The 22432-nt window shown below is 30.1% G+C and carries 22 protein-coding genes and 11 pseudogenes; 23 read left to right on the forward strand and 10 right to left on the reverse strand.

Annotation, left to right across the window (positions count from 1 at the left end; genetic code table 11):
- Positions 1–22: 22 nt before the first annotated feature.
- From DK405_RS01705 to DK405_RS12690, 3 genes and pseudogenes are all read right to left on the reverse strand, one after another.
- Positions 23–353: pseudogene (locus DK405_RS01705) on the reverse strand (hypothetical protein).
- Positions 354–485: 132 nt separating this feature from the next.
- Positions 486–1038, reverse strand: a pseudogene (locus DK405_RS13605) (TraE/TraK family type IV conjugative transfer system protein); the annotation flags it as partial.
- Between the two features lie 118 nt (positions 1039–1156).
- Positions 1157–1327: a hypothetical protein gene (locus DK405_RS12690; RefSeq protein ID WP_162562999.1), complete on the reverse strand. Its 171-nt coding sequence runs from the start codon at positions 1325–1327 to the stop codon at positions 1157–1159.
- 904 nt (positions 1328–2231) lie between these two features.
- On the opposite strand from DK405_RS12690, the gene DK405_RS01720 reads away from it, so the two are divergent.
- The 10 genes and pseudogenes from DK405_RS01720 to DK405_RS13620 all read left to right on the forward strand — a co-directional run bounded on the left by DK405_RS01720 (position 2232) and on the right by DK405_RS13620 (position 7254).
- A complete protein-coding gene (locus DK405_RS01720) occupies positions 2232–2531 on the forward strand; it encodes a hypothetical protein (protein WP_011944522.1) in 300 nt (99 codons plus the stop codon).
- A gap of 549 nt (positions 2532–3080) precedes the next feature.
- A pseudogene (locus tag DK405_RS15605) lies at positions 3081–3415 on the forward strand (IS982 family transposase); the annotation flags it as partial.
- A 439-nt stretch (positions 3416–3854) separates the two neighbouring features.
- Positions 3855–4748, forward strand: coding sequence for a tyrosine-type recombinase/integrase (locus tag DK405_RS01730; protein WP_064613012.1), 894 nt, complete (start codon positions 3855–3857; stop codon positions 4746–4748).
- A gap of 26 nt (positions 4749–4774) precedes the next feature.
- A complete protein-coding gene (locus tag DK405_RS13610) occupies positions 4775–4948 on the forward strand; it encodes a hypothetical protein (protein ID WP_231967582.1) in 174 nt (57 codons plus the stop codon).
- Positions 4945–5139 carry a site-specific integrase gene (locus DK405_RS01740; protein ID WP_064613009.1) on the forward strand — a complete coding sequence of 65 codons (195 nt, stop codon included), beginning with the start codon at positions 4945–4947 and terminating at the stop codon, positions 5137–5139. The genes DK405_RS13610 and DK405_RS01740 overlap by 4 nt, the downstream gene beginning before the upstream one ends.
- Before the next feature lie 91 nt (positions 5140–5230).
- On the forward strand, positions 5231–5566 hold the full coding sequence (locus DK405_RS01745; RefSeq protein WP_041621693.1) for a hypothetical protein: 336 nt from the start codon (positions 5231–5233) through the stop codon (positions 5564–5566).
- Positions 5566–6118 (forward strand): annotated as a pseudogene (locus DK405_RS01750) (TraE/TraK family type IV conjugative transfer system protein). The gene DK405_RS01745 and the pseudogene DK405_RS01750 overlap by 1 nt, the downstream one beginning before the upstream one ends.
- Positions 6115–6441, forward strand: coding sequence for a hypothetical protein (locus DK405_RS01755; protein WP_231967584.1), 327 nt, complete (start codon positions 6115–6117; stop codon positions 6439–6441). The pseudogene DK405_RS01750 and the gene DK405_RS01755 overlap by 4 nt, the downstream one beginning before the upstream one ends.
- A gap of 73 nt (positions 6442–6514) precedes the next feature.
- Positions 6515–6787 carry a TraB/TrbI/VirB10 family type IV secretion system protein gene (locus DK405_RS01760; RefSeq protein WP_231967585.1) on the forward strand — a complete coding sequence of 91 codons (273 nt, stop codon included), beginning with the start codon at positions 6515–6517 and terminating at the stop codon, positions 6785–6787.
- Positions 6788–6915: 128 nt separating this feature from the next.
- On the forward strand, positions 6916–7254 hold the full coding sequence (locus DK405_RS13620) for a hypothetical protein (protein ID WP_045912619.1): 339 nt from the start codon (positions 6916–6918) through the stop codon (positions 7252–7254).
- Positions 7255–7818: 564 nt separating this feature from the next.
- Here the strand turns inward: DK405_RS13620 and DK405_RS01775 are convergent.
- Both DK405_RS01775 and DK405_RS01780 read right to left on the reverse strand, forming a co-directional pair.
- Positions 7819–7935: pseudogene (locus DK405_RS01775) on the reverse strand (transposase); the annotation flags it as partial.
- Between the two features lie 295 nt (positions 7936–8230).
- Entirely contained in the window at positions 8231–9376 is a 1146-nt protein-coding gene (locus DK405_RS01780) for a zinc-binding dehydrogenase (RefSeq protein WP_045912620.1), read from the reverse strand.
- A 299-nt stretch (positions 9377–9675) separates the two neighbouring features.
- On the opposite strand from DK405_RS01780, the gene ccmE reads away from it, so the two are divergent.
- The 4 genes from ccmE to recJ all read left to right on the forward strand — a co-directional run bounded on the left by ccmE (position 9676) and on the right by recJ (position 13260).
- Positions 9676–10071 (forward strand): cytochrome c maturation protein CcmE, encoded by a 396-nt coding sequence (gene ccmE / locus DK405_RS01785; RefSeq protein WP_045912621.1) that lies wholly within the window; start codon positions 9676–9678, stop codon positions 10069–10071.
- A gap of 138 nt (positions 10072–10209) precedes the next feature.
- The gene (locus DK405_RS01790) at positions 10210–11016 is read left to right on the forward strand and encodes a DUF1189 family protein (protein ID WP_231967586.1); all 807 of its coding nucleotides are present in this window, start codon (positions 10210–10212) and stop codon (positions 11014–11016) included.
- On the forward strand, positions 11013–11486 hold the full coding sequence (gene ruvX, locus DK405_RS01795) for a Holliday junction resolvase RuvX (protein ID WP_012461923.1): 474 nt from the start codon (positions 11013–11015) through the stop codon (positions 11484–11486). Before DK405_RS01790 ends, ruvX begins: the two co-directional genes overlap by 4 nt.
- A 13-nt stretch (positions 11487–11499) precedes the next feature.
- Positions 11500–13260, forward strand: coding sequence for a single-stranded-DNA-specific exonuclease RecJ (gene recJ, locus DK405_RS01800; RefSeq protein WP_045912623.1), 1761 nt, complete (start codon positions 11500–11502; stop codon positions 13258–13260).
- 326 nt (positions 13261–13586) lie between these two features.
- On the opposite strand, the gene DK405_RS01805 is transcribed toward recJ, so the two are convergent.
- The 3 genes from DK405_RS01805 to DK405_RS01815 all read right to left on the reverse strand — a co-directional run bounded on the left by DK405_RS01805 (position 13587) and on the right by DK405_RS01815 (position 16066).
- On the reverse strand, positions 13587–14342 hold the full coding sequence (locus tag DK405_RS01805) for an ABC transporter ATP-binding protein (RefSeq protein ID WP_012461925.1): 756 nt from the start codon (positions 14340–14342) through the stop codon (positions 13587–13589).
- Between the two features lie 28 nt (positions 14343–14370).
- Positions 14371–15159 (reverse strand): MlaE family ABC transporter permease, encoded by a 789-nt coding sequence (locus DK405_RS01810; protein ID WP_162563022.1) that lies wholly within the window; start codon positions 15157–15159, stop codon positions 14371–14373.
- Positions 15160–15274: 115 nt separating this feature from the next.
- Positions 15275–16066, reverse strand: coding sequence for an RsmE family RNA methyltransferase (locus DK405_RS01815; protein ID WP_045912625.1), 792 nt, complete (start codon positions 16064–16066; stop codon positions 15275–15277).
- A 125-nt stretch (positions 16067–16191) separates the two neighbouring features.
- Between DK405_RS01815 and rpsD the strand changes: the two genes are divergently transcribed.
- The 9 genes and pseudogenes from rpsD (at position 16192) to DK405_RS01855 (ending at position 20769) form a co-directional block, all read left to right on the forward strand.
- Positions 16192–16815 (forward strand): 30S ribosomal protein S4, encoded by a 624-nt coding sequence (gene rpsD / locus DK405_RS01820; RefSeq protein WP_045912626.1) that lies wholly within the window; start codon positions 16192–16194, stop codon positions 16813–16815.
- Between the two features lie 63 nt (positions 16816–16878).
- Positions 16879–17124, forward strand: a pseudogene (locus DK405_RS01825) (hypothetical protein); the annotation flags it as partial.
- Positions 17125–17202: 78 nt separating this feature from the next.
- Positions 17203–17361, forward strand: a pseudogene (locus DK405_RS01830) (TraB/VirB10 family protein); the annotation flags it as partial.
- 161 nt (positions 17362–17522) lie between these two features.
- Positions 17523–17720 carry a TraU family protein gene (locus DK405_RS15610; protein WP_052691708.1) on the forward strand — a complete coding sequence of 66 codons (198 nt, stop codon included), beginning with the start codon at positions 17523–17525 and terminating at the stop codon, positions 17718–17720.
- Positions 17721–17756: 36 nt separating this feature from the next.
- Positions 17757–18008, forward strand: a pseudogene (locus DK405_RS15615) (TraU family protein); the annotation flags it as partial.
- Between the two features lie 57 nt (positions 18009–18065).
- Positions 18066–18383 (forward strand): annotated as a pseudogene (locus DK405_RS13270) (conjugal transfer protein TraN); the annotation flags it as partial.
- Between the two features lie 27 nt (positions 18384–18410).
- Positions 18411–18734 (forward strand): annotated as a pseudogene (locus tag DK405_RS01845) (conjugal transfer protein TraH); the annotation flags it as partial.
- Positions 18730–19247, forward strand: a pseudogene (locus DK405_RS01850) (conjugal transfer protein TraG N-terminal domain-containing protein); the annotation flags it as partial. The pseudogenes DK405_RS01845 and DK405_RS01850, both read left to right, overlap by 5 nt.
- Before the next feature lie 43 nt (positions 19248–19290).
- Positions 19291–20769, forward strand: a complete 1479-nt coding sequence (locus DK405_RS01855) for a type IV secretion system DNA-binding domain-containing protein (protein ID WP_231967908.1) — start codon at positions 19291–19293, stop codon at positions 20767–20769.
- 9 nt (positions 20770–20778) lie between these two features.
- Here the strand turns inward: DK405_RS01855 and DK405_RS01860 are convergent, their stop codons facing one another.
- Together DK405_RS01860 and DK405_RS15620 are read right to left on the reverse strand one after the other, a co-directional pair.
- Positions 20779–21822, reverse strand: coding sequence for an Rpn family recombination-promoting nuclease/putative transposase (locus DK405_RS01860; protein ID WP_064613005.1), 1044 nt, complete (start codon positions 21820–21822; stop codon positions 20779–20781).
- 51 nt (positions 21823–21873) lie between these two features.
- Positions 21874–22425 (reverse strand): hypothetical protein, encoded by a 552-nt coding sequence (locus DK405_RS15620; protein ID WP_410522027.1) that lies wholly within the window; start codon positions 22423–22425, stop codon positions 21874–21876.
- Positions 22426–22432 lie beyond the last annotated feature (7 nt).

The following is a 22432-nucleotide window of genomic DNA, read 5'->3' on the forward strand; positions in this document are numbered from 1 at the left end:
GAATGTTAATGTTTCTACCTTATCAATTAATTTTCATACCACTGGCAATTCACTAGGTAAAAGCCTAAAATAACACCAATTGCTACCATTACTCCTGCAAGCTTTACATTCCCTCTTGCTACAGCCCAAATCGATGATAAAATAGTTGCGCTTGATATACCTATTGTTTTTAGTTTTCCACTAAAAAGTCCGTCTATTTTATTAAGCTGTCCTTCAAGAGTATCAGCTAATGCTGCCTCAAAAGAAAAAACACAAGCAGTAATTATAATTAACAGCCCTACAACTACATTATTCCACTGTATTCCAAATGTAGGTTTTAGCATATTTAGTCGAGATTTTTGATATATGAACATTGTTATTGCTTATTAGTAAATTTTGCATTATTCTCCTAATGCTAGTTATTCCATATCAATGAAATTTTACTTTGAAGTAGTTTTAATGAGCTTGATTCGCAGCTTGCAAGTCTTTGAAGTAAAAACTAGCATTTTAAGCCAGTTTTTTTTCTTATTAACACCACTCAATAACAAAAGGTAATTAGGAGTTCGCTTGCAAGTCAGAAAGTAAGTCTTATCGATAGCTATATGTTTACTATCGCTAAACCAATAACGAAGCGTTCTACTAATTAATACTCCATTCATTTATCACTTCAGCCTTCTTTAGAAAAAAAGACTGAAGACACATTTGAGCCTTTAACAAATTGCAAATGATTCTGAAAAAATTTATTTAAAGTTCAGTATTACTGAATACCACTTTCATGTCTGCTATTTGCCTTTCTGCCTCATTTGGAGAAGTAGTAAATAAGACTTTCATCACAAAAATTGCCCATTCCTTTAAATAGGTTTCATGGTAATTTTTTGATGAAACCGTCATTTTACTATCAGGCTCTATTGCTGGAATTAACAACCACTTTTCTTCTTTGGCAATTGCAGCCATTATCGCAATTATATTAGCTGCAGCTAGCAATATAGTTACTGAAAGTAAGCATTTATTATATTTAACCAGCTCTTGTATAGCATTTTGCTTAAAGAGATGATTTATTATTTGCTAACTTTTTTACTCAGCAGTCTTGAATATCCTAATGGTGCTGGCAAAAAAATTCTCCGATACCTTCTTAAATTTCTTGTAGATAAATATGGATGTAGCCCTATCTTTATTTTTAGCCCCTATTTTCTAATTTTTTTTCAACAAACCATGTTTTTCTTACTGTCCATGATATTCTTAGTTTAAGTGAAAGTTCGTCTAAATCATTGATGATTAATGTTCCTTCATTCGGAATTTTTATTTTTCTTAGTAAGCTATTTGTTAACTTTAATGATATTGAAGGCATAATTACCACATAATATTAATGTTTATTATTATTTATTATTAAAGTATTATATTTAATTAAATAGCGGGTCTATATTATATAGCAAATTTTTTGTATTAATTTGTTCATGATACATATAACTTGAAAATCACCTAATTAATCTTAGGTTGCATACTTTGCTAGATCATTAGTTGAACCTTTAGATTGAAAATTGCTTCACAATTTCTTAGTTTTTTTCTACCTATTTTCTATCTTTCGCTTTAATTTTTTTGTTATTGAGCATTACTTGCTTAAAGTTGAAAATGACATACTTAAGAGCTTACTTATTTAAGGATTGTTTTGATATTGTCTGTTACACTTCGTAAAGTGTAACCATCTATATTATGCTGTATATAATCTAATGTGTTAAAAATAACGCAATTATCTTAGTAAAAGTTATTAATACAATAAATATTTATTGTATTAATAACTTTTAATTTTAACTAATTTTATTTTTCAATTAAGTAAGAATACTTTATTATTCATAATTTTTTGATTTATTAACTTTTTTAGCTATGGATAGGATTGCTTTTATTATTGTTTTAGAGATATTAAATAATATCTCTAAAACAATAATAACTAAGTTTGAATATTTCAGTTTACTAAAAAATAATTATTATTTTACAATCCTAAAGTTGCACTAAATAATGGTGATATAATATAGCATTAACATAATTTGCTCGATTAGACCTCACTTATAACTAAGTATTAAGATTATTAACCATTCCACAATACAAATTAGAGATACAACTTTTTTGCTAAATACTTATATTATATTAACTATTTTTTTGACACATTTGTTAATTTTTTTCTGGTATTAGTGCCTATAGTATTGCGTGTTATATAGTAACATAAATTCTAAATTAGAGGTTTTAATAAATCACTTATGAATTATGTAATAAAATTCCAAGCTCCCTTTGAACGTTTAAAGACTTTTTCTGACAATCCTGATATCTTGCTTAGACGAGCAATAATTCTACAAGCTATCATTGATGCTTCTAATATTTCAGCAGCATCTGAGGCTAAAAAGTATGAGCATGAAGCTAGAATATGGATATTCAGCAATTCAAATTATTTTCAGAGAATATGTTATGAGGCAAGATTAGAACCTGATTTTGTTATTAAAATTGCTAAAGAAGTCATTAAGCTTAACAAAAAAAAACTCAATTTGAAGATAAAAATTTGAGAATATAAAAACTTGCAGCAGATGTAAGAACTCATCTTATGCACTAGTTGTAACCTTACTTACTATACTATTACCAATAATTATGCATGTATCCTTAAATCTAAAAAAGGCTTTTATTACCTAGAATTTGATACAAGAAATATCGCATAGGTAGTAAGAGTGAGGATTATAACCATAGTTTAACACTAAAAATAAGGCATATTAAAACTACTAGAGCTATAAAAAGAAACAAGAAGAGAACTGTGTTATGGTCCATCTAGTGTTGTAGTAGGTGTTAGAGTCAATCTATACTTTACTAGTCAGAACAAGCCTTGTGCCAAATTAATGCAATGAGCTCGAGATATATAATCGTTTGCATGATATAGCTAAACCAGTATAAAACAGTTATGTTAGATACTTTTTAAAAAGCATGTCTAAGTCACAGTGATATTTCATTCTGCTTAATTTATCTTGAAATGCAAAATTAGGATAAATGTAGAGAATAAGAGGTATACAAAGAGAGAATGTTGAGTTAAAAAGAAAATTTAAATAAAAATAAAATAACCCAACATGAAAAAATGTATTGTAACAGTATACTATTTAATAGATAATTTTTGCAAGATATATCAAGAGTGGGAAAAAAGAGATTAATACCAAGTAGGGATCAAAGGAACAGAGATTAAAAGTTATCCTTAGCTGAGTTATTAACAATAGTGATATATTTTTATTTATCTCCATGCAAGGATTTTAAAAATTATTATCTATATTACTTGAGTCATAAGTACAAATAATACTTTTGTTTAGCAAGTTATAGTAGAATAATACAACTGTAGCCCAGAATGTTACTACCTCTAGCTGTATTAATGCATTATCTGAAAGGAGAAGAGACTGGTATATATTACATACCTTTCATGTTTAAGATGATTTAACTAACAAGAAGAAATAAGTTAGATTAAGAGCTATTATGAGCTTTATACGCTTTATAAAATCTGCCATGTAGTTTATTCTCGTTTGAATTGATACATGAATTTAACTGTAGATGTATTAATATTCTTTGTCAATATGACAATAATATCTTGATGTTAATTGCGAAAATATAACGAAATTTATGTCTAATATTTGGCTAGTTGAAGTGCTAATTTTTAATCCAACAACTTGAATTTATAGTTGATAAGCTCAGAGTAACCTTCAGTTGATAACGTCGCTTAAAAATATTTTTTATTTTTACAAAAGTATTTGCTATTAAATAAAAATCATACTTAGACTATAAGTTTAAGCTAATTTTAAAAATTAATAAGTTATTATTTAATTACTTCAATTTTAAATTAATTAAGGGTGATAAATATGCCAGTAAAAGTATTTAAATTTACACAATCAGCATTAAATGAAATAAAAGTACCAACCAAAGAAGAAAAAATAATCAAGTGTAGAGATATAATACAAAGGAACTTACTTTGGATAATATCATATACTGGATTTAGAAGATTTTATTTAGGAATAAACATTGGTGGCATATATTATAAAATAAAAATAGGAGATTCACCAGATCTAACGGTAGCAAAAGCTAGAAAAAAGATACAGCAGTTAAAAAGGGATATTGCTAACGGAATAAATCCAATGGATGAAAGACGGAAGATAAATAAAGAAAGAAGAGAAAAAAGAGAGAAGAGGCTTAAATTAAAGAATGAACTAACATTCGGACAGGTGCATGTAAAATATATTATTGAATATAGTAGTCTTTATCATAAAAGTTGGAAGATAATGGCTCAAAGAGTAAAGAGGTATCTAGAATCTTTATACAATAAAAAGATATCAGAGATTACCAAAGAAGATATTCAGAAAATTTTTGATGAAATAACAGCAATGAAACACTATGTAACAGCAAACAGTATTCTAAAACTGTTAAGCCCTATATTTAATAAGGCTATAGAGTGGGGATTATTAGAAAAGAATCCTGTATGTGGAATAAAAAGGCACAAAGAGGAATCAAGATCTAGATATGTAACAAATGAAGAAATGGGAAGAGTCATGAAAGTGCTGGCAGAGAAAGAAAATAGTCAATTAAAAGAAGAGCAAAAACAATCAAAGATATCAGAAAAACTGTTTTTATTTACAGCTTTATTCACAGCAGCTCGTAGTGGCAATATATTAGCAATGAGATGGGACGAGATAAGCCTTAGCGAAAAATATGGTGTATACCAAAAACTAAGAGTAAAAATAGTAAAACTCTATATGTAGGGGTAGCAGATAAATTAATAGAAGTATTGCAAACCAGAAAACTATGCTCAAAAAGTGAATGGGTATTTCCAAGTTCAGCAGACAATAGTAAACACATATCAAGTTCAACAATGCAGCGAGCATGGGCTAAGATTCGAAAAAAAGCCGGAATACAGAATGAACAATACATGATCTTAGAAGAACGTTTGCAACTTGGATGAAAAATAATGGTGAAACACTAGATACAATATCTCAAATATTAGGACATAGTAATACTAACATAACTAAAATTTATATTATACATAGTTTAGCTAAGGCAAAAATCGCTACAAATAAAGTTGTTGAAAATATGCTGAGTATATTCGGTCCCAATGTTTGTTTAAACGAGATACTATCTGGAATAGTGCCATAATTAAGTTGTGGAGAAGAAAAATTGACAACAACTTAGCTAAGTAGTTACTCTACATTAGATTTTGTAAATTTTTGAAAATCACAGTAGTAGAATGAGAAATCTCATGCTACAATTGCGGCTAAAGGTGATTATGCAAAATCAAAAATTATGTTGGGCATTATCGAGGCCGTTGAAGTATATGGGTTTGAGCATTGACGAATGGGGAGTAGTGCTAGCTGGAGTAGCTCCAGGAATTGTACTACTAAACAGCAGGCATGCTAAATTAGGCCTAGCATTTATGGTTGGAGGAATTGCTCTATGTTATTGCTTTAAAAAATTTAAGAAGGTATCGGAGAATTTTTTGCTAAAAAGTTTTTTAGTAGCTAAAGGTTTATTGCCAGCTCCATTAGGATATTCAAGATTGCTGGGCAAAAAAGTTGGCAAATAATGAATCATCTCTTTAAGCAAAATGCTATACAAGAGCTGGTTAAATATAATAAATGCTTACTTTCAGTAACTATATTGCTAGCTGCAGCTAATATAATTGCGATAATGGCTGCAATTACCAAAGAAGAAAAGTGGTTGTTAATTCCAGCAATGGAGCCTGATCGTAAAATGACGATTTCATCAAAAAATTACCATGAAACCTATTTAAAGGAATGGGCAATTTATGTGATGAAATTCTTATTTGCTACTTCTCCAAATGAGGTAGAAAGACAAATAGCAGACATGAAAGTGGTATTCAGTAATACTGAATCTTTAAATAAATTTTTTCATGATCATTTGCAATTTGTTAAAGGCTCAAATGTATCTTCAGTCTTTTTTTCAAAGAAGGTTGAAGTGATAAATGAATGGAGTATTAATTAGTGGAACGCTTCGTTATTGGTTTAGCGATAGTAAAGATATAGCTGTCGATAAGACTTACCTTTTGACTTACAAGCGAACTCCTAATTACCTTTTGTTATTGACTGGTGTTAAAGAGAATGGAATAAAAAAATGAATATTAGAGTTTTGAGATTTATGATAGGGCTTATTGCTTTAGTCAAGTTTAGTGATGTATATGCGGTAGAATATACATTACAAGATGATGAGCTGCTTAAGCTTGAGATTTCTGATAGTGGGCCAACAAGAATTAATCTTAAAGATGAAAAAATTAATGATATTCTTATGTATCCTCAAAATGCAGCTGAAGTTGTAGTTCATGAGTCTGGATATTTGTTTATTGCTCCACGAGAAGAAGGAAACAAAGTTTATTTAACTGTAATAGGAGAACACCAAACAATACCAATTTGTTCAGTAATGACGTTAATACAAAAGAATTAACAGCGAAACCTTCTAAAAAACAAAGTAGAAATACTAAGAAAAAAATAAAACTAGCTTAAAGTGCTAATTAAGAATGGCTGCATTAAATGGAGTATTTAGCAGTATGGCTAAGTTTCTGCAAGCTAAAGCTATTAAACCTGATATGTCAACAGCACCAACGTTAAATATAATGACTCCAGGTCAGGTGCAATCAGAGTTAAGTATTGGAGATGTGCTTCAGTCTAGAGCTTACGCTGGAGCTAGCAATGCTTTTGATAAGCTAGCTGATTTTGCTATAAAACGAGCTGATTCCATAAGTCCAGTCATTGTTGTTGCCTCAGGTAGAGTCATAGATGTTGTATTTTAAAAAGGTTTTGACTTACGTGAGCACAAGAATAAGCCACATGATTCAACTTATTCACCATCAACTGGCAATGAAAAAGTTAATTTGCATAATAAATTCGATCAATCACAAAAGTTAGAGGAGCATTTATAATGAAGTTTTTATTATTGCTATTGGGCTGCATGAGCCTAACCAGTGTCTTTTACAGAAGTACTTTGGATTGTAAAATTCCTAAAGAGCTAAAATGTAAGTCTTTATACGAAATAAAGAATATGGTTGCTCAAGGCGCTTTTGATATTGATAATCTTGAGAAAGTTAAAACATCAAAAACTCAAAAAAAGACTTGTATTATATGTTATATAAGACGTGTTGATAAAAACTCTAAGTTGCCAATTCTTTTAAATAAGTTTCATGGTAATTTTTTGATGAAACCGTCATTTTACGATCAGGCTCTATTGCTGGAATTAACAACCACTTTTCTTCTTTTGTAATTGCAGCCATTATATTATATTAGCTACTCTCATATTTATCTCTATATATCACTCTACCTTCACTTGGAATCTTAATTTTTCTTAACACTATTATTGTAAATCTTAATAAATATTGCTACCATACTCAATTCCCATATGTTTTCGACAAAATAATCAACTTATAATAACTTAGCATATTAATTTTAATATTCAGTTAAATATTGACATATATTATGACTTTTTTTATAGTAAATAATTTTGTAATATTTTAGTTTGAGTTAAATAACACTATATCCAATCTAAAGTTGAATACAGTTTATCAATTCTAAATTTTAGTTATTAAGTTGAAAATCAATTCCTGGCTTTAAATTTTTTGATGTGATATTGCTTGTGTTTTTTTAGTCTATTAGCAATTTAGCAATATTGAAATAATTCTTATACAGTTACAGTTAACTATCGAATATTAACTAAATAAGTTAACACACACGCTAATAGCAGATTTTACAAAGTTTATAAGTCAAGAAAAATTAACTTTTTCTGCTTCTTTTTATAAGTTATTCTTTTTTACTAAAAAAATAATAACTGATCTAAATACAGATGTTTTTTTAATACATTAAATACAGACTCAATTAAGGAAAATTTATTCAATAAATACTTATCTTCTATGTCTAATAAATATGTTTTCATATCTTTACAAAGATTGTACGATGTAATGATACAATTAACTCAGTATAAAACAGTTATGTTATATCCTTTTTGAAAATGGCATCTAAGTCACAGTAATATTTCATTCTTCTTGATTTATCTTAAAACCATTTTTCTCAATAGGATTTAAATTAGGATAATAAGTCGGTAAGTATCTAATATAGCTACCATACTATAAAATAATTATAATAGTTTAGCTATAAGAAGATGTGATTATATAATGATTACCAAAAAAGTATTAGCGAACAAAATATGCAATTAATAAAATAATTTTAACGATTAATAATTGATTTTATAACAGTACAATTTTAGTACCTAAATTTCTATGATTTTCTATATCATGCATTGCTTGTACTATGTTATCAAATTGGTAAATTTGATTTGCTTTCTTAGGTAATACTCCCTTTTCTATTAGAGCAAATACTTCTAGAGCACTAAGCAAAAGCTCTATATTATCTTGTTTATAATACTGTAATTGTGGCATTGTAAAAAATAAAGATTTTTGAGTTAGTAATTGCGGATCAATTGTATTAACGCTACCAGTAATTTGACCAAAAAGAACCATTAGTCCAAATGGCATTAAACAGTCAATAGATTCTAAAACAGTTTGTCGCCCTAAACAATCATAAACTACATTAACTCCTTTATTATTAGTAATTTCTTTTACTTGCTTTACCCAATCGGGGTTATTATAATTTAATATATACTCACATTCAAGATTTTGAAGAATCGATTTCTTTTCTTGGTCGTCATTGCCTACAGTAGCTATTGCTGTAGCCTTATATTCTTTCGCAAGTCTAAGCATTGTTTGACCAACAGCGCTACTAGCAGCATGAATTAGTATAGTCATATTTGGCTGTACATAAAAAGTTCTTCTCATCAAATAATGAGCAGTCATTCCTTTGACTAAATTTGCTGCTGCTGCTTCATCAGATATAGAATCTTGAATTTTAAAAACATAGTTAGAATTTATTGTTCTATATTGGCTATATGCTCCATCTGTAACTGTGCAATAGCCAACTCGTTGCCCTACTTGAAAATCTTTAACTAATTTCCCTATTTTATGCACTATACCTACTGCTTCTATGCCAGGTGTGATTTTAACAATATTACTAAATGTATTATTTGATGCAATATTATTATCACTGCTTACTTGAGTAGCCTGAGTAGCTTGATTAGAAGGATTATGTAAAAAAGACTTAATTGCTTGCTTGATGTTGCTGTACACTCCAAGCGATTTCTCATTATTTGTTATAACTGGGTTAGATATAGAAACTAAAGTTTTTTTATAATGTTCATAATCTTGAAAATTAATTCCAATAGCAGTGTGTTTAATTAGTATTTCATCATCTTTTGGAGTAGGAATATCTGCCTCAACTAATTCAAAACTTGGATTACTATTACCATAAGTTATACGGTATAATTTTTGTTTATGCATAATATTAAAATTTAATTTATTAATTTGCTTTTTGTAATTAAATATTTTTAATTTTAGAGAATAGTGTGCTTAAAATTGTTGCTTTCTATAATTACCATTTGATATGCAAACATTTTACGTGTTCATATAGAAATATCAAATATATGTTGTTAGCTTGTTCAATAATATATATATTATTAGCATTGTGTATCAATTTATTATACATTTATGATTCATATAGTAGCTTCTTATGGTATTAGTTTAACAATATTAGTTGTTTTATTTGTAGCTTCATTTAGTCGATATTTGGAAACTATTAAATGTATTTCAAAATAAATTCTAGGTTTAGAATTGTTTTTCTGCTCATTTTAAGTATTAGTTGCGGTGTATTTTTAATTTTACGTGCATTTTCTCAGAACATAATTTTTTTCTATACTCCTACAGTAATACTTTCACAGAGCAAGGAAGGAGTAGTTGTTCGAGTAGGTGGTAAGGTTAAACATGGATCAATTAATAAAATTTCTCCTAATGAAAATAAATTTATAATCACAGATAACACAAGTGAGTTGCAAGTTTATTTTAAGGGAATATTACCTCCTTTATTTAAAGAAGGGCAAGAAGTAGTTGCTAAAGGATATATGAATCAAAAACTATTTATAGCTGATGATTTGTTAGCAAAACATGATGAGAGATATATGCCCCCTGAAAGCGAGTAAATATTAATCTGATTAATATTTACTTTTTAAATGATAGATTTTGGCATTAAGCTGTATTTAATAAACTATTGTCTTATGATAACTAACTTTATTAGTAATATAATAAATCCAATAAAACTCATTATATATAACCTTTATATGGCAGTTTGGAGTCTGGATTTTTATAATGATATTAGAAAAAGATATATTGGTTATGGATTTCGTTACATTACAGCAATAGTATGTTTAGGAGCAATAGCTTGGTTATTTGCTAAATTAAGCATGTTTAAGGATGTTAATGATTATTTAACCAGAAATAAATTAGAGTCACAAACAGGTTTAATAATTGATAATATACTTAGCAAGTGGCCAGAAATATATTATGATAATCAACAAATTTCATTACTTGAGCCTACGCCATATTTGATTACAGACGATAATCATACAATATTGATTGCTATTGATCCTGAGTCAAAGATAACAGGAGCTGAAATATCTAATATCTTGATTGTTATGGCTAAAGATAATATTCAAATAGTAGATCATGCAACTGGTCGTACTACTAAGATTTTTTATAATTCAATCTTAGGCAATAAAAAATTGCTAATAGATAGCTCATATATTAAAAACTTATTAACTGAAGTTTTCCAAAAAAAATATAATATAATCTTATTGTGTATTTTAATGCTGTACCCGTTAGTTGTACTAGGGTTTTTAATATTTATAGCATTTGACAACATTATAATCATAGTAACTATTGGCACTTTAATTAATTTTTTCACAAAATGTTGTTCTATTAAAGATATCTGTAGGCTTGGAGCATTTTCTTCAGCTCCAGCAATATTAATTGCTATTATGATAATTGCTTTTAATCCAAAATATTTATGGATTAGTGATTATGTACAAATATGGTGTAATTTTATTGCAATCTCAAGTCTAGTAAAATCAGAGAAAACAACTGTATGATTATTAATAGCATAATTGAGTTTCTTCAAGCTGCTGATATTAAAAAGCAAATTTTGGGTATAGATTTTGGTGAAAAAAAAGTTGGAGTTGCTATTTCTAATATTGAGCATACTGTTGCAATGCCATTACAAACTATATTTGCTACTAATCAGGACCGTATTAATAAAATACAAGAAATTGCTGTAGCTTATAACATTGGAGCTATAGTGATTGGTCTGCCATTTAAGCTTGATGGCACTGAAACTAGCCAAACTCATAGAGTGAAGGACTTTGCTAATAAGTTAGCTAATAAATTATTACTACCAATATTTTTATGTGATGAAAGGTTAACATCGAAGGCTGCAAATAATTTGCTTAAAATGGGAAATATCAAAAGAAAAGTCCGTAATGCCATAGATGATAGAGTTGCTGCAAGTATTATACTTGAAGGCACATTAAAACGAATGCAGAATTCTAAAAGTTATTTTTAAGAAAACATAAACTATGAATACCGTGAATGAACAATCTGTACTTGGCAATTATTGGAATAAAACTGAGTTTGATGAGTATATCATAGAAACTATCAGGCAAAAACATGGAGTAAGTGATTTTTTAGCAAAATTATTATATGCACAAAATATTGATTTAGAGCAAATATCATACTTTTTAACTCCAACTATTAATGAAGCTTTACCTGATCCTTTTCATTTACTTGATATGGATAAGGCAGTTAATAGAGTTATTCACGCAATTAACCAGCAGGAGCATATATGCATCTTTGGAGATTATGATGTTGATGGAGCTACTTCTTCAGCTTTATTGAAAAACTATTTTTGCGAATTAGGCATAGAACCAATTATATATATACCTGAAAGACTTACTGAAGGTTATGGACCATCAGTATCAGCTATTAAAAGGCTTAAGTCTGCTGGTATTAGTTTAATTATTACAGTAGATTGTGGTACTAGTGCGTACGAAGCTTTAGCTGAAGCTAAAGCACAACATATAGATGTTATCGTTATTGATCATCATTTAAGTGTTGAGCAGTTGCCTGATGCTGTTGCAATAATAAATCCTAATCGGTTAGATGAAACAAGCAAATATAACTATCTTGCAGCAGTTGGAGTATCATTTCTATTTTTAGTAGCTCTTAGATCTGAGTTGCGTAAGCTAAATTATTTCGCTGATAAACCTGAACCAAGTTTAGTTAAATATTTAGACTTAGTAGCACTTGGTACAGTTTGTGATGTTATGGCATTAATTGGTTTAAATAGAGCGTTCGTAACTAAAGGATTAGAGATAATGGCTCAACATCAAAATGTTGGCATAAAAGCATTAGGTTATCTGAGTGAAGCAGAATTTTCTCCTGACTGTTACTATTTAGGCTTTGTTTTAGGACCTAGAATAAATGCAGGTGGCCGTATTGGAAAATCAGACCTAGGTAGTAAATTATTATCTACAAAATGTCAGATAGAGGCATACAATATTGCCTCTGAATTAGAAAATTATAATTCTGAACGAAAATTAATAGAAAAAGTTATGCTTGAAGAAGCAGTAACTATAGCTCGTGAACAAGCCGATAATAATGTAATTGTTGTTGCTAATCATAAATGGCATCCTGGAGTAATTGGTATTATTGCTAGCAGATTAAAAGATTTATTTCATAAGCCAATAGTTGTTATAAGTTTAGACGATACTTTAGGACGTGCATCATGCAGATCGATTAAGGGAATAGATATTGGCAGCAAAATTGCTGAAGCAAAGCTGAAAGGATTATTAATTACTGGCGGCGGACATGCTATGGCTGCTGGATTTACCATTAAACGCGATCTTATTGGTGATTTAAAAAATTTTTTAAATCAAGAATTAGCACTTGATATGAAAAATTTAACTGGTCATAACATTAGAAATTATGCTATAGATCTTTCAATTGCAAGTTTGAACATTAACACTGTTCATGAAATTCAAAAACTTGCTCCATTTGGTAATGGCAATCCAGAGCCAATATTTAAGCTAACTAATATTAAATTAAAATATGCAAGCCAATTGTCTAACAAACATGTTCATTGTGTTTTGTCTGAGTGGGGTATTAATGCAGCTAAAACAACTAAAGCAATTGCTTTTAACCCTAGAACTCAGCTATTTGATGCTTTGTTAAGCACTTATACTAAACCAATTGATCTAATAGGTAATATCAAGGCTAATCGTTGGCGTGGTAGAGAAGAAATACAATTTGTAATAATGGACTTGCTTATCAATAGATAATTTACTCTATATATTAAGGAAGTATTCTACTTTTTTGAATTTAATAGTACAAGAAGAGGTATATCTCTATTATTAGTTAAACCGTATAAATATTCTATTATATAGGCTAAATATGTAATATTTATAAAAACCACGACCATTGGTGAACAGTTGATAAAATAACGCTTTTTTGATATGTAAGCTTTATCATCTTATCAGATAGGCCTTTAGCAATAACTAAAGCTATAGATAGATCACTTTTATTAGCTCTTTTATAATTTTAGCATTGTAAAGTATAACCTATATAACAATTATTGTTATTAATTGTTATTTTTAACATTGTTAATTTAGCTATCATATTTGATGGGGCCTGTGGTACTACCATGAATAAATTGTTGTACGAATTCATTATTGCAATTTTTAAGATCTTGTGTTTTCCCATGCCAAATTATTTGCCCTTGATAAAGCATTGCGGCATTATTAGCAATCTTATAAGCGCTATTTATGTCATGAGTAATAATAATAGTTGTTGATTCTAGAGTTTGTTGTATTTTAATAATTAGATTATTAATTATATTAACCATAATTGGATCTAGCCCTGTAGTAGGCTCATCTAAAAAAATTATTTTAGGGTTAGTGCAAATTGTTCTTGCAAAAGAAACGCGTTTTTGCATACCTCCTGACAGTTGAAAAGGATATAGATTTATTATATCTTCTGATAATTCAACTAATTTCAACTTTTCTATTGCTAATTGCCTTTTTTCTGACTTGGACAATTTATACAATCTTTGAGCATAAAATGTAATGTTATCTTCTACTGATAATGAATCAAATAATGCGCTGCCTTGAAATAAAAACCCACAACTTGGCATTAACTTAAATTTTTCACTCAGAGATAATTTAGTTATATCTTGACCATCAATAATAATTTCTCCAGCATCTGGCTTAATTAAGCCAATTATTGTTTTTATTAATACAGATTTTCCTGAGCCTGATCTTCCTAAAATAGCTATAGATTGCTTGGATTTAAGTTCAAGATTTATTTTATTTAGTACTATCTTCGATTTGAACGCCTTGCAAAGATTTTTAATTATTATACTCATGCAGCTTTTTTTACAGTATGGGGTTATATTATATGTATTGAGAAAGTAATAATTCTGTCATTATATAGTTACTTAATAGTATTAATATAGATGAATGAACTACTCCATAAGTAGTAGCAATTCCTACTCCTTTTGCTCCTTTATCAGAATAGTATCCATGAAAGCAGCTTGTTATTCCAATAATCATACCAAATACAATTGCTTTAATTAATCCAGAGATTACATCGTTTGACGTTAAGTGATGAATTGTGCTTTGAATATACTCGTAGCTATTGAAGTTAAGTCTATATACTGAAACTAGATATCCACCAAATATTCCAATAATATCACTAGTTAGTACAAGAAATGGTAACGACAATGTTGTCGCCACTAATCTTGGAGTAACTAAATATTTTATTGGATCAGTAGCTAGTGTAAATAATGCATCTATTTGTTCTGTTACTCTCATAGTGCCTATTTCTGCTACTATAGAAGCACCAATTCTTCCTGCTACGATAAGTCCTACTATTACAGGTCCTAATTCTCTGGTAATTGATGTTACTATTATCATGGGGATAGCATGTATAGCTGAAGAACGCACTACTCCCTCATATGTTTGTAGTGCTAATACTGCTCCAGAACAGAGTGATGTTGCTGCAACTATTGGCAGAGAATAGAAGCCAATGTTAATTATTGCCTGTATTGTAATATTGAAATAATAATGAAGAGTAAAAATTCCTTTTATTGATGCAAAGAGAAAATTTTGAAATAGAATTATATTATAAAATATTTTAATAGTTCTTTGCCCAATTACCTTTAAAGCTAAAATTATATTCATCATTTTATGTTTAAGATGTAATAAGTTTATTGTAAATGATATAAGTGAAGTTTGAAAAAAGCAACATCCATCATAATCTGATTTCTTTTGTATATATAGTTTTTGAAATACCGAATCAATTGAAAACTTTATTAATATTAATATCCTCGTAATTGCCTTTATGTACGTACATAGTTTTTAGTAATTGCAACTGTGATAACAGATATATTGCCGCAGTTTCAGATCTTAAAATATTTCTTCCAATGCTTATCGATTTTATTAATCCTTCTGCTTTGCTTAATATGCTTTGATCATGTTCAGAAAAACCGCCTTCTGGCCCAATTAGAATTGAAGCTTTAGAAAGTATTGATGCTGGAATATGATGTATTTGTTGTATTTTTTCCTGTTCATTAGCACATAATATGCACCCTGAGTTACTTTGGCTTAAAAAATCCGATAACGTTACTGGAGATGATAGAATAGGTATGGTTAATCGTTCTGATTGTCTACAAGATTCTATGATGATTTTATTATATTTTTCTGTGTTAAATTTTAGATGTTGAGAATATTCGCTTATGATTGGTACTATGTTTGTTATTCCTGCTTGAGTTACCATATCAATTACTCTTGCCATTCTTTCTGGTTTAATAATACACTGAGCAAGAACTAAAGGTGAGTTATTTTCATCAACTTCTTTCTCAACTACTTTAGTTTGATTTATAATTTGCAATAACACTTGTTTGTTGTTAGTATGATGAATAATAGCTAAATATTCTCCATTCAATTCATTAAATACTCTAATTTGATCATTGTTTTTACATCTTAGTACATTGATTATGTAGTTAGTTTGCTCTCTTGATAGTTTGATAGTATCAGCTTTACTCAATGGTATACTGCTATATATTCTATGTAATTTTTTAAGTTTCATATTCTAAATTTTGAGTATATTAAGTGTTGATTATAAATTAATCAATCGATATTTGACATTTTTATTTTTTTAAATTATTATCTGCAAGACAATTAAAATTTTATACTATAGGGGTAGTGTAATTAATGACTAAGGTTATTAAATCTAAATATAAAGTTAGCAGGCGGTTAGGTACTAGTGTTTGGGGGCATGAGAAGGATGCAATTAATAATAAAAATTATAAACCTGGCCAACAAGGTAATTCTTCAAGTGTCAGTAAGCCATCAGATTATAGTAAGCATCTTGTAGCAAAGCAAAGATTGAAGTCTCATTATGGCCGTATACCAGAGAAGCAATTTAGAAATACTTTCCAGATTGCAAGAAAAAAGAGTGGAAACACAGCTGAGAATTTAGTTGGATTGCTTGAAAGAAGGCTTGATGCTGTAGTTTACAGGTTGAACATTGCTCCAACAATTTTTGCTGCAAGGCAGTTAGTAAGTCATAAGCATATTAAAGTTAATGGCAAAAAAATCAATATTGCAAGTTATAGGGTTAAAGCTGGCGATTCTATTGAGTTAAGCGAGCAAGCTAAGCAAATTCCTATAGTGATAGGAGCAATTTCAAAGAAGGCGAGAAGAATACCTGAATACTTGGCTTTTGATGATGAAAAATTCATTGGTAATTTTGTTCGTATGCCATCTTCTATTAGTGAAGTACCATATCCTTTTGACCCGCAAATAAATTTGGTTGTTGAATATTATTCTGCTTAGCAGATTAATATGTATAAATCTAAAAAAAAATAAAAATAAAGATGAAAAAATCAATGATATTTTATCAATGATATTTTTATGTACCCTCAAAATGCAGCTGAAGTCGTAGTTCATGAGTCTGGATTTTTGTTTATTGCTTCACGAGAAGAAGGAAACAAGGTTTATTTAACGGTAATAGGAGAACACAAAACAATTCAAGATTTAATGTTAACTTTTACTTCAAAAACTCCAAACCATGTAATGCTTGTTAATGCTGCTACAGAAGAAGCTGAAAAGGATAATTTAAAAGGAAAAATAAAATTAGCTTAAAATGCTAGTTTTTACTTTAAAGCTTGTCAAGCTCAGCATCAAGCATATTAAAACTGCTTCAAAGTAAAATTTCATTATGGAGATATTATTGAAAAGCAGGTGGAAGGCTGGTTGATATGCGAAGACGGACATTCTGGAATTAAAGGAATCGTGGTAGATAAATCGTCTAACATAGCAAGCATGGCTGCATTAAATGGAGTATTTAGCAATATTGCTAAGTTTCTGCAAGCTAAGGCTATTAAACCTGATATGCTACAGGCAAGCTAAAGCAGTTCAAGGCGTAGATGTTGTTAACACTTCACCAAAAAAAACAAAAATGAGCGATATTGCAATTTACAATTGATTTATGCAATAATATAGGTTAAATTATTATATTTCTGTACTTTACAAACACTTCAATGCCATATACCAACGCTTCTGGTAGACTTATATGTCTTTGTCTAAAACAAGGAATTCCAATACCTGTACCTGGTATTCCGGTAGGATTTTGGGAACCAGTACGCCTTGTAGACGTTACAAAGTCACCAATGTGTATGGTAAGTCTTGGAGGTTTGTCATTGGAAGCGCTACTCAAAAAGGCAGGGCTGATTGCATGAAGTGATTATGCTTTTTGGTGTGCCGAATGTCAAGAAATGCTTTACCCTTTTACTGGAACTGCTGTAGCACATAATGGTGGAGTTGGAACGTCTGTATTAATGGTAAGTAAGTTTATGGCTAGAATGCATAGGCAACTGATGTTATGGGGATATTATGGTTATAAATGCCTATGTGGTAAGTATCCTATGCCTGTCATGAAGAAAAGCCAGTATCGACTACAAATGACTTATCCGATTCCAGAAACCAAATCCTGCAAAAGCATAGGTCAAACAGAAGCTACATTGCAAGCTGGCAGAGAATTTCCAGTTAATGGTGAAGATTTTGGTTACTTGATTTGGCGAAAAGATGAAGATTTAACCTATCATAGCCGTAATCAGCTCAGCACAGAAAGTGTAACAGTGTTATTTCAAGCTGAAAACAGTAAAAACAATGCCTTAACTCAACATAATATCAACGATCAAAATTATATGATAGCTAATTCAATGAGAATTGAATCTGATCCTTTAAGTGCCCTTGATAGCAGTAATTTTATAACTCAGACAAGTAAAACTAATACTGAAATTATTCAAAGTTGTACTGAAGGCAGTAATTTTAACATTGAACTTATTCGAGAGTTAAATGTTGAGTGCAGATTAGAGGATCTATGGCTTCCATGGCAAAAATGACAAATGGAATTTGCAAGAGAAGAAATAGATGAGAATCATAGTAGCTTCTCTGTTATTTCTGGAGAAGAATTAGTTCAATTAATGAAGAATATTAGTTCTCAGGCAAAAGTTTATGCATTTTCATTAGGATTAAAAACTTTTGCTCCTCAAATTGAGAACGCCCTCAAAGATTTGCGTAATCTAGCAATGGAGATGAATCAATTTTCTAAAGGAGATTGTGAATTAACAAAAGCGTTATTTGCTACAGCTTTACCAAGGAACTCAGCTATGAGAGAAGCTGTTTGCCGTGATATACAGTCACAAAGCGGGTTTGATTATTTTGCTGCTGGTAAAAGATGTCGTACAGAATATACCTAATAATTTCGGTATTTATTATCGCAAGCCTAGTAATTTAGTCATTAGTTTCAAAACCTGCATACAAGCTACTACATTGATTAAAGCAGCAATTCATAAAGAATTAAATGAAGGCCTTTTAACGAAGTTTGCAGCAGCGATTGGAGTTCAATCTGATCAGTCAAACATGTTAAGTCAAAGACTAAAAGTCATGATTAAAGACACACTAAAATATCTACAAAGAGAACAACAAGATATTCATGAATGGATAAAGCAAGCTATGCTTCTAATGCTAATCGTAAGTCATATGATGACTGGCGTGAGAAGTTTTCATTATCACGAATTTATCCTAATCTGGTGAGTATGCATGCAATTAGAGGGCTATTTCAACAATCATTTTCGTATCTAGTCGTTGGAGAAATGCCTGCTCACATGATGCCTATTTTACAATCTGTTGTTTTTGCATTAGTAGTTTCAATGATCTTTATTGTATTTCCAATGGGCTTACTACCTGGTGGTTACAATATATCAAATAGGCATTAAGTTTTATAGTTTAAGGTTTAAAAAATGGATGCACCTCAATGCTCAAGACTTTTTGCATGAGTTTTATACAGGCAAACATGGATTTAAAATACAGCAATTATGGGAATTCTTAATCAATTCAGCATTGTTAGAAGGATTAATTGTTTTTACTATTGGTGTGATAATCTCAATTGTTTTCTTTACAGCTCAAGGCAAAAAAACGATTATTAAGGCCAAAATTAGAGGTGCTGATTTTGTAGGATACAAATGCTTAGCCAAAATGCTAAAAAGAGCTAAAAAGGCCTCTAAAATCCGTTTTGGAGGCTTACCATTAGTAAAGAATAGTGAAAGATTACACATTCTGATTACTGGAACAACAGGTACCGGTAAAACTAATATGCTTAACGAACTGCTACCACAAATTCGATTACATAAGGATCGAGCAATAATTGTAGACACAACTGGAACTTTTATTGATAGATTTTTTGACTCTAAATGTGATAAACTGCTTAATCCTTTTGAAAAAAATAGTGAACAATGGTTGCCTTGGAATGATTGTTTTGAAGCAGCTGATTTTCATGATATAGCGAGTAGTTTTAGTAATTATACTCCTAAACTTGATGACTTTTTTGCTAAAAATGCTGAATTAGTCTTGTCTGAAGCATTGAAGCTATATAAGGATGATAAAGATATCATAAAACTAATTCATACAATCATTTACTCTGATAATAGACAATTTGCAAAAGCTTTTAGAAACACAGCTGTATCAGGTATTATAAGCGAAAGCGCGCTCGAAACTTCTGCAGGAATTCAATCTACTCTTGGAAAGAATATTACTTCGCTACAATATTTAAAGCCTGGAGGTAGTTTTAGCATCAAGGAATGGTTTAGTAATTCAAATGAAACTGGCTGGCTATTTATCACAGCTAACCCAAATCAAAGAGCTACTTTATGCCCACTTATTTCAGCATGGATAAGCATAGCTATCAAAGCTTTGATGTGTAGAAATCCTAATCATGATAACAAAAACATGTGGTTTATACTTGATGAACTGCCAGCTCTACAAAAAGTTTCGTCTTTACCAGTTGCTTTGGCTGAAAGTAGAAAGTATGGAGGCTGCTTTGTTGCTGGATTGCAGAACATTCATCAATTAGAAGCAATATATGGGGCTGCTGAATGTGCTTCTATGCTGGATTTGTTTAATAGTAAATTTATTTTTCGAGTTAGCGATCAGGTTACAGCTTATAAGTCAGCATTAACACTAGGTGAACAAGAAATTATTGAAACTCAAGAGAACTTGTCATATGGATCAAATACTATGCGAGATGGAGTAAATATGAATAATGTTGAGCGTAAAAAGATTTTAGTTATTCCATCTGAAATTATGAACCTACCAGACCTTACATGTTATGTAAAGCTTGCCGGTAACTTTCCCATCACAAAACTAACTATGCAGCTACAAAACTTAAATACAGCTTTTGTTTGTGAATATAAATTGCTCAAAAAACTTAAGTTAGTAGAGTATTAATTCGAAAAATTAATACTCTATGTTATTTTTTAAATTAACCACTTCTTCTTTTGACAATCCGGTATTTTCAGAAATAAATTCAACTGAAAAGCCAGCTTTTAATAAGTTCCTTGCAAGCCCTTGCGTGGCTTCAGCTCTGCCTTCAGCTCTGCCTTCAGCTCTGCCTTTAGTCTCACCAATCTCTATACCTTCAGCTCTGCCTTTAGCTATGCCTTTAATCTCACCAATCTCTATACCTTCAGCTCTGCCTTTAGCTATGCCTTTAGTTTCACCAATCTCTATACCTTCATCAATATATTTTGCAGCAATAGTTCTCATAATATTACCTTTTTCTTCTTCAGATAAATACTTAGCCAGAACCTGCTCTAATTCTGGTTGCTGACTCTCTAGTAATTTAGTATCAGTATACCATAAAAATGATCTTAGGTAAATATAGCCTTTTTCTTTATCAAGTATTAAAACATGTTTGAACTTTATTAGAAACTCTTCCCAAAGCTTTAACATATCTCGTTGATGAATGTGCTTTAGCATATATTCGAGCATTCCGATATGCTTTTTCCTAACAATTTCATCATTCGACATACTTTGTAAATCGACTAATTGATAGTCAGAGGTCATTAATTGCTTAGCTATCATTGAATCGGTAAATAAATCCCACAAATTCCTAGGTGCGTTGTAGACTTCTTTGCCGTTGTAGATCACTAAATTATACACTAATGGTAATTTAGTTTTTTCTTTCTTATGCCTTTCGCACAATAACAATGTGTATCTCCATAACCGCAGAGCTGTCCAATAATCGACGGTTGATTGAGCTTCAATTAATATATAAATAAAAGCATTGCCATGTTTTTTGGTTGCAACTTTATAGACGATATCACTGTATTTTTTCTTTAACGATTCTTCTATATAACTCTCTTGCTCTACTTTTATTTGTGATAAATCTATTAAACTCTTGAAATCGCTTGGTAAATAATACTCTAGAAATTCTTGTGCAGCAACTGGATCGCTCATGATTGTCTTTGCCAATGAATCATGCTTTAATTGTTTTGTCATATTTTTTCACTCTATAGTTTTTTAAATAAAAAATGCTGTGTCATACTCTGCCTAGTGTTTCGGACATAATCCTGGTTGTATATTAGTTTGTATTGATTCAATTTTTTCATTAAGTTTTCTTATTTCAGGGCTGATAATATTTCTAACAGCATATAATCCTTGAGTTTTTAATACATTATTGAAGTCATTTTTGACTGTGCAGACTACTGCTCCCTTATCCTCCAGAACTTTTTCAGCTTTTTCAGTATTTACGTCATTTTTAACTGCTAGAATGATCTTTTCTTTTGGGCTAGGATTATAGTTTTGCAAATTTTCGGCTTCAATTGCACATAAGATTTTTCCTTCAACTCCAGCTTGTTGAATGGTTAACGCTGTTTCAATATCCTTTGTAATGATTGTTACAGGTGAGTATTTTGAATTCTGTTGAGCAATTTCAGCAAATGACCCACTAATTGTACCAACAGATTTTTCAGCTACATCAGCTTTATTACATGTTTTTGAATTCAGAGCTAATATCTTAGCTCCAGTAATTTCATCTTTGTCATTTTTAACAAAAATAGTGAGTGCAGGCCAGGATTTTTGAGTCTCTTCATCAAAAACCATATTTGCC

Origin of the sequence: Orientia tsutsugamushi, assembly GCF_900327275.1 — a bacterium.
GTDB classification, from domain to species: domain Bacteria; phylum Pseudomonadota; class Alphaproteobacteria; order Rickettsiales; family Rickettsiaceae; genus Orientia; species Orientia tsutsugamushi.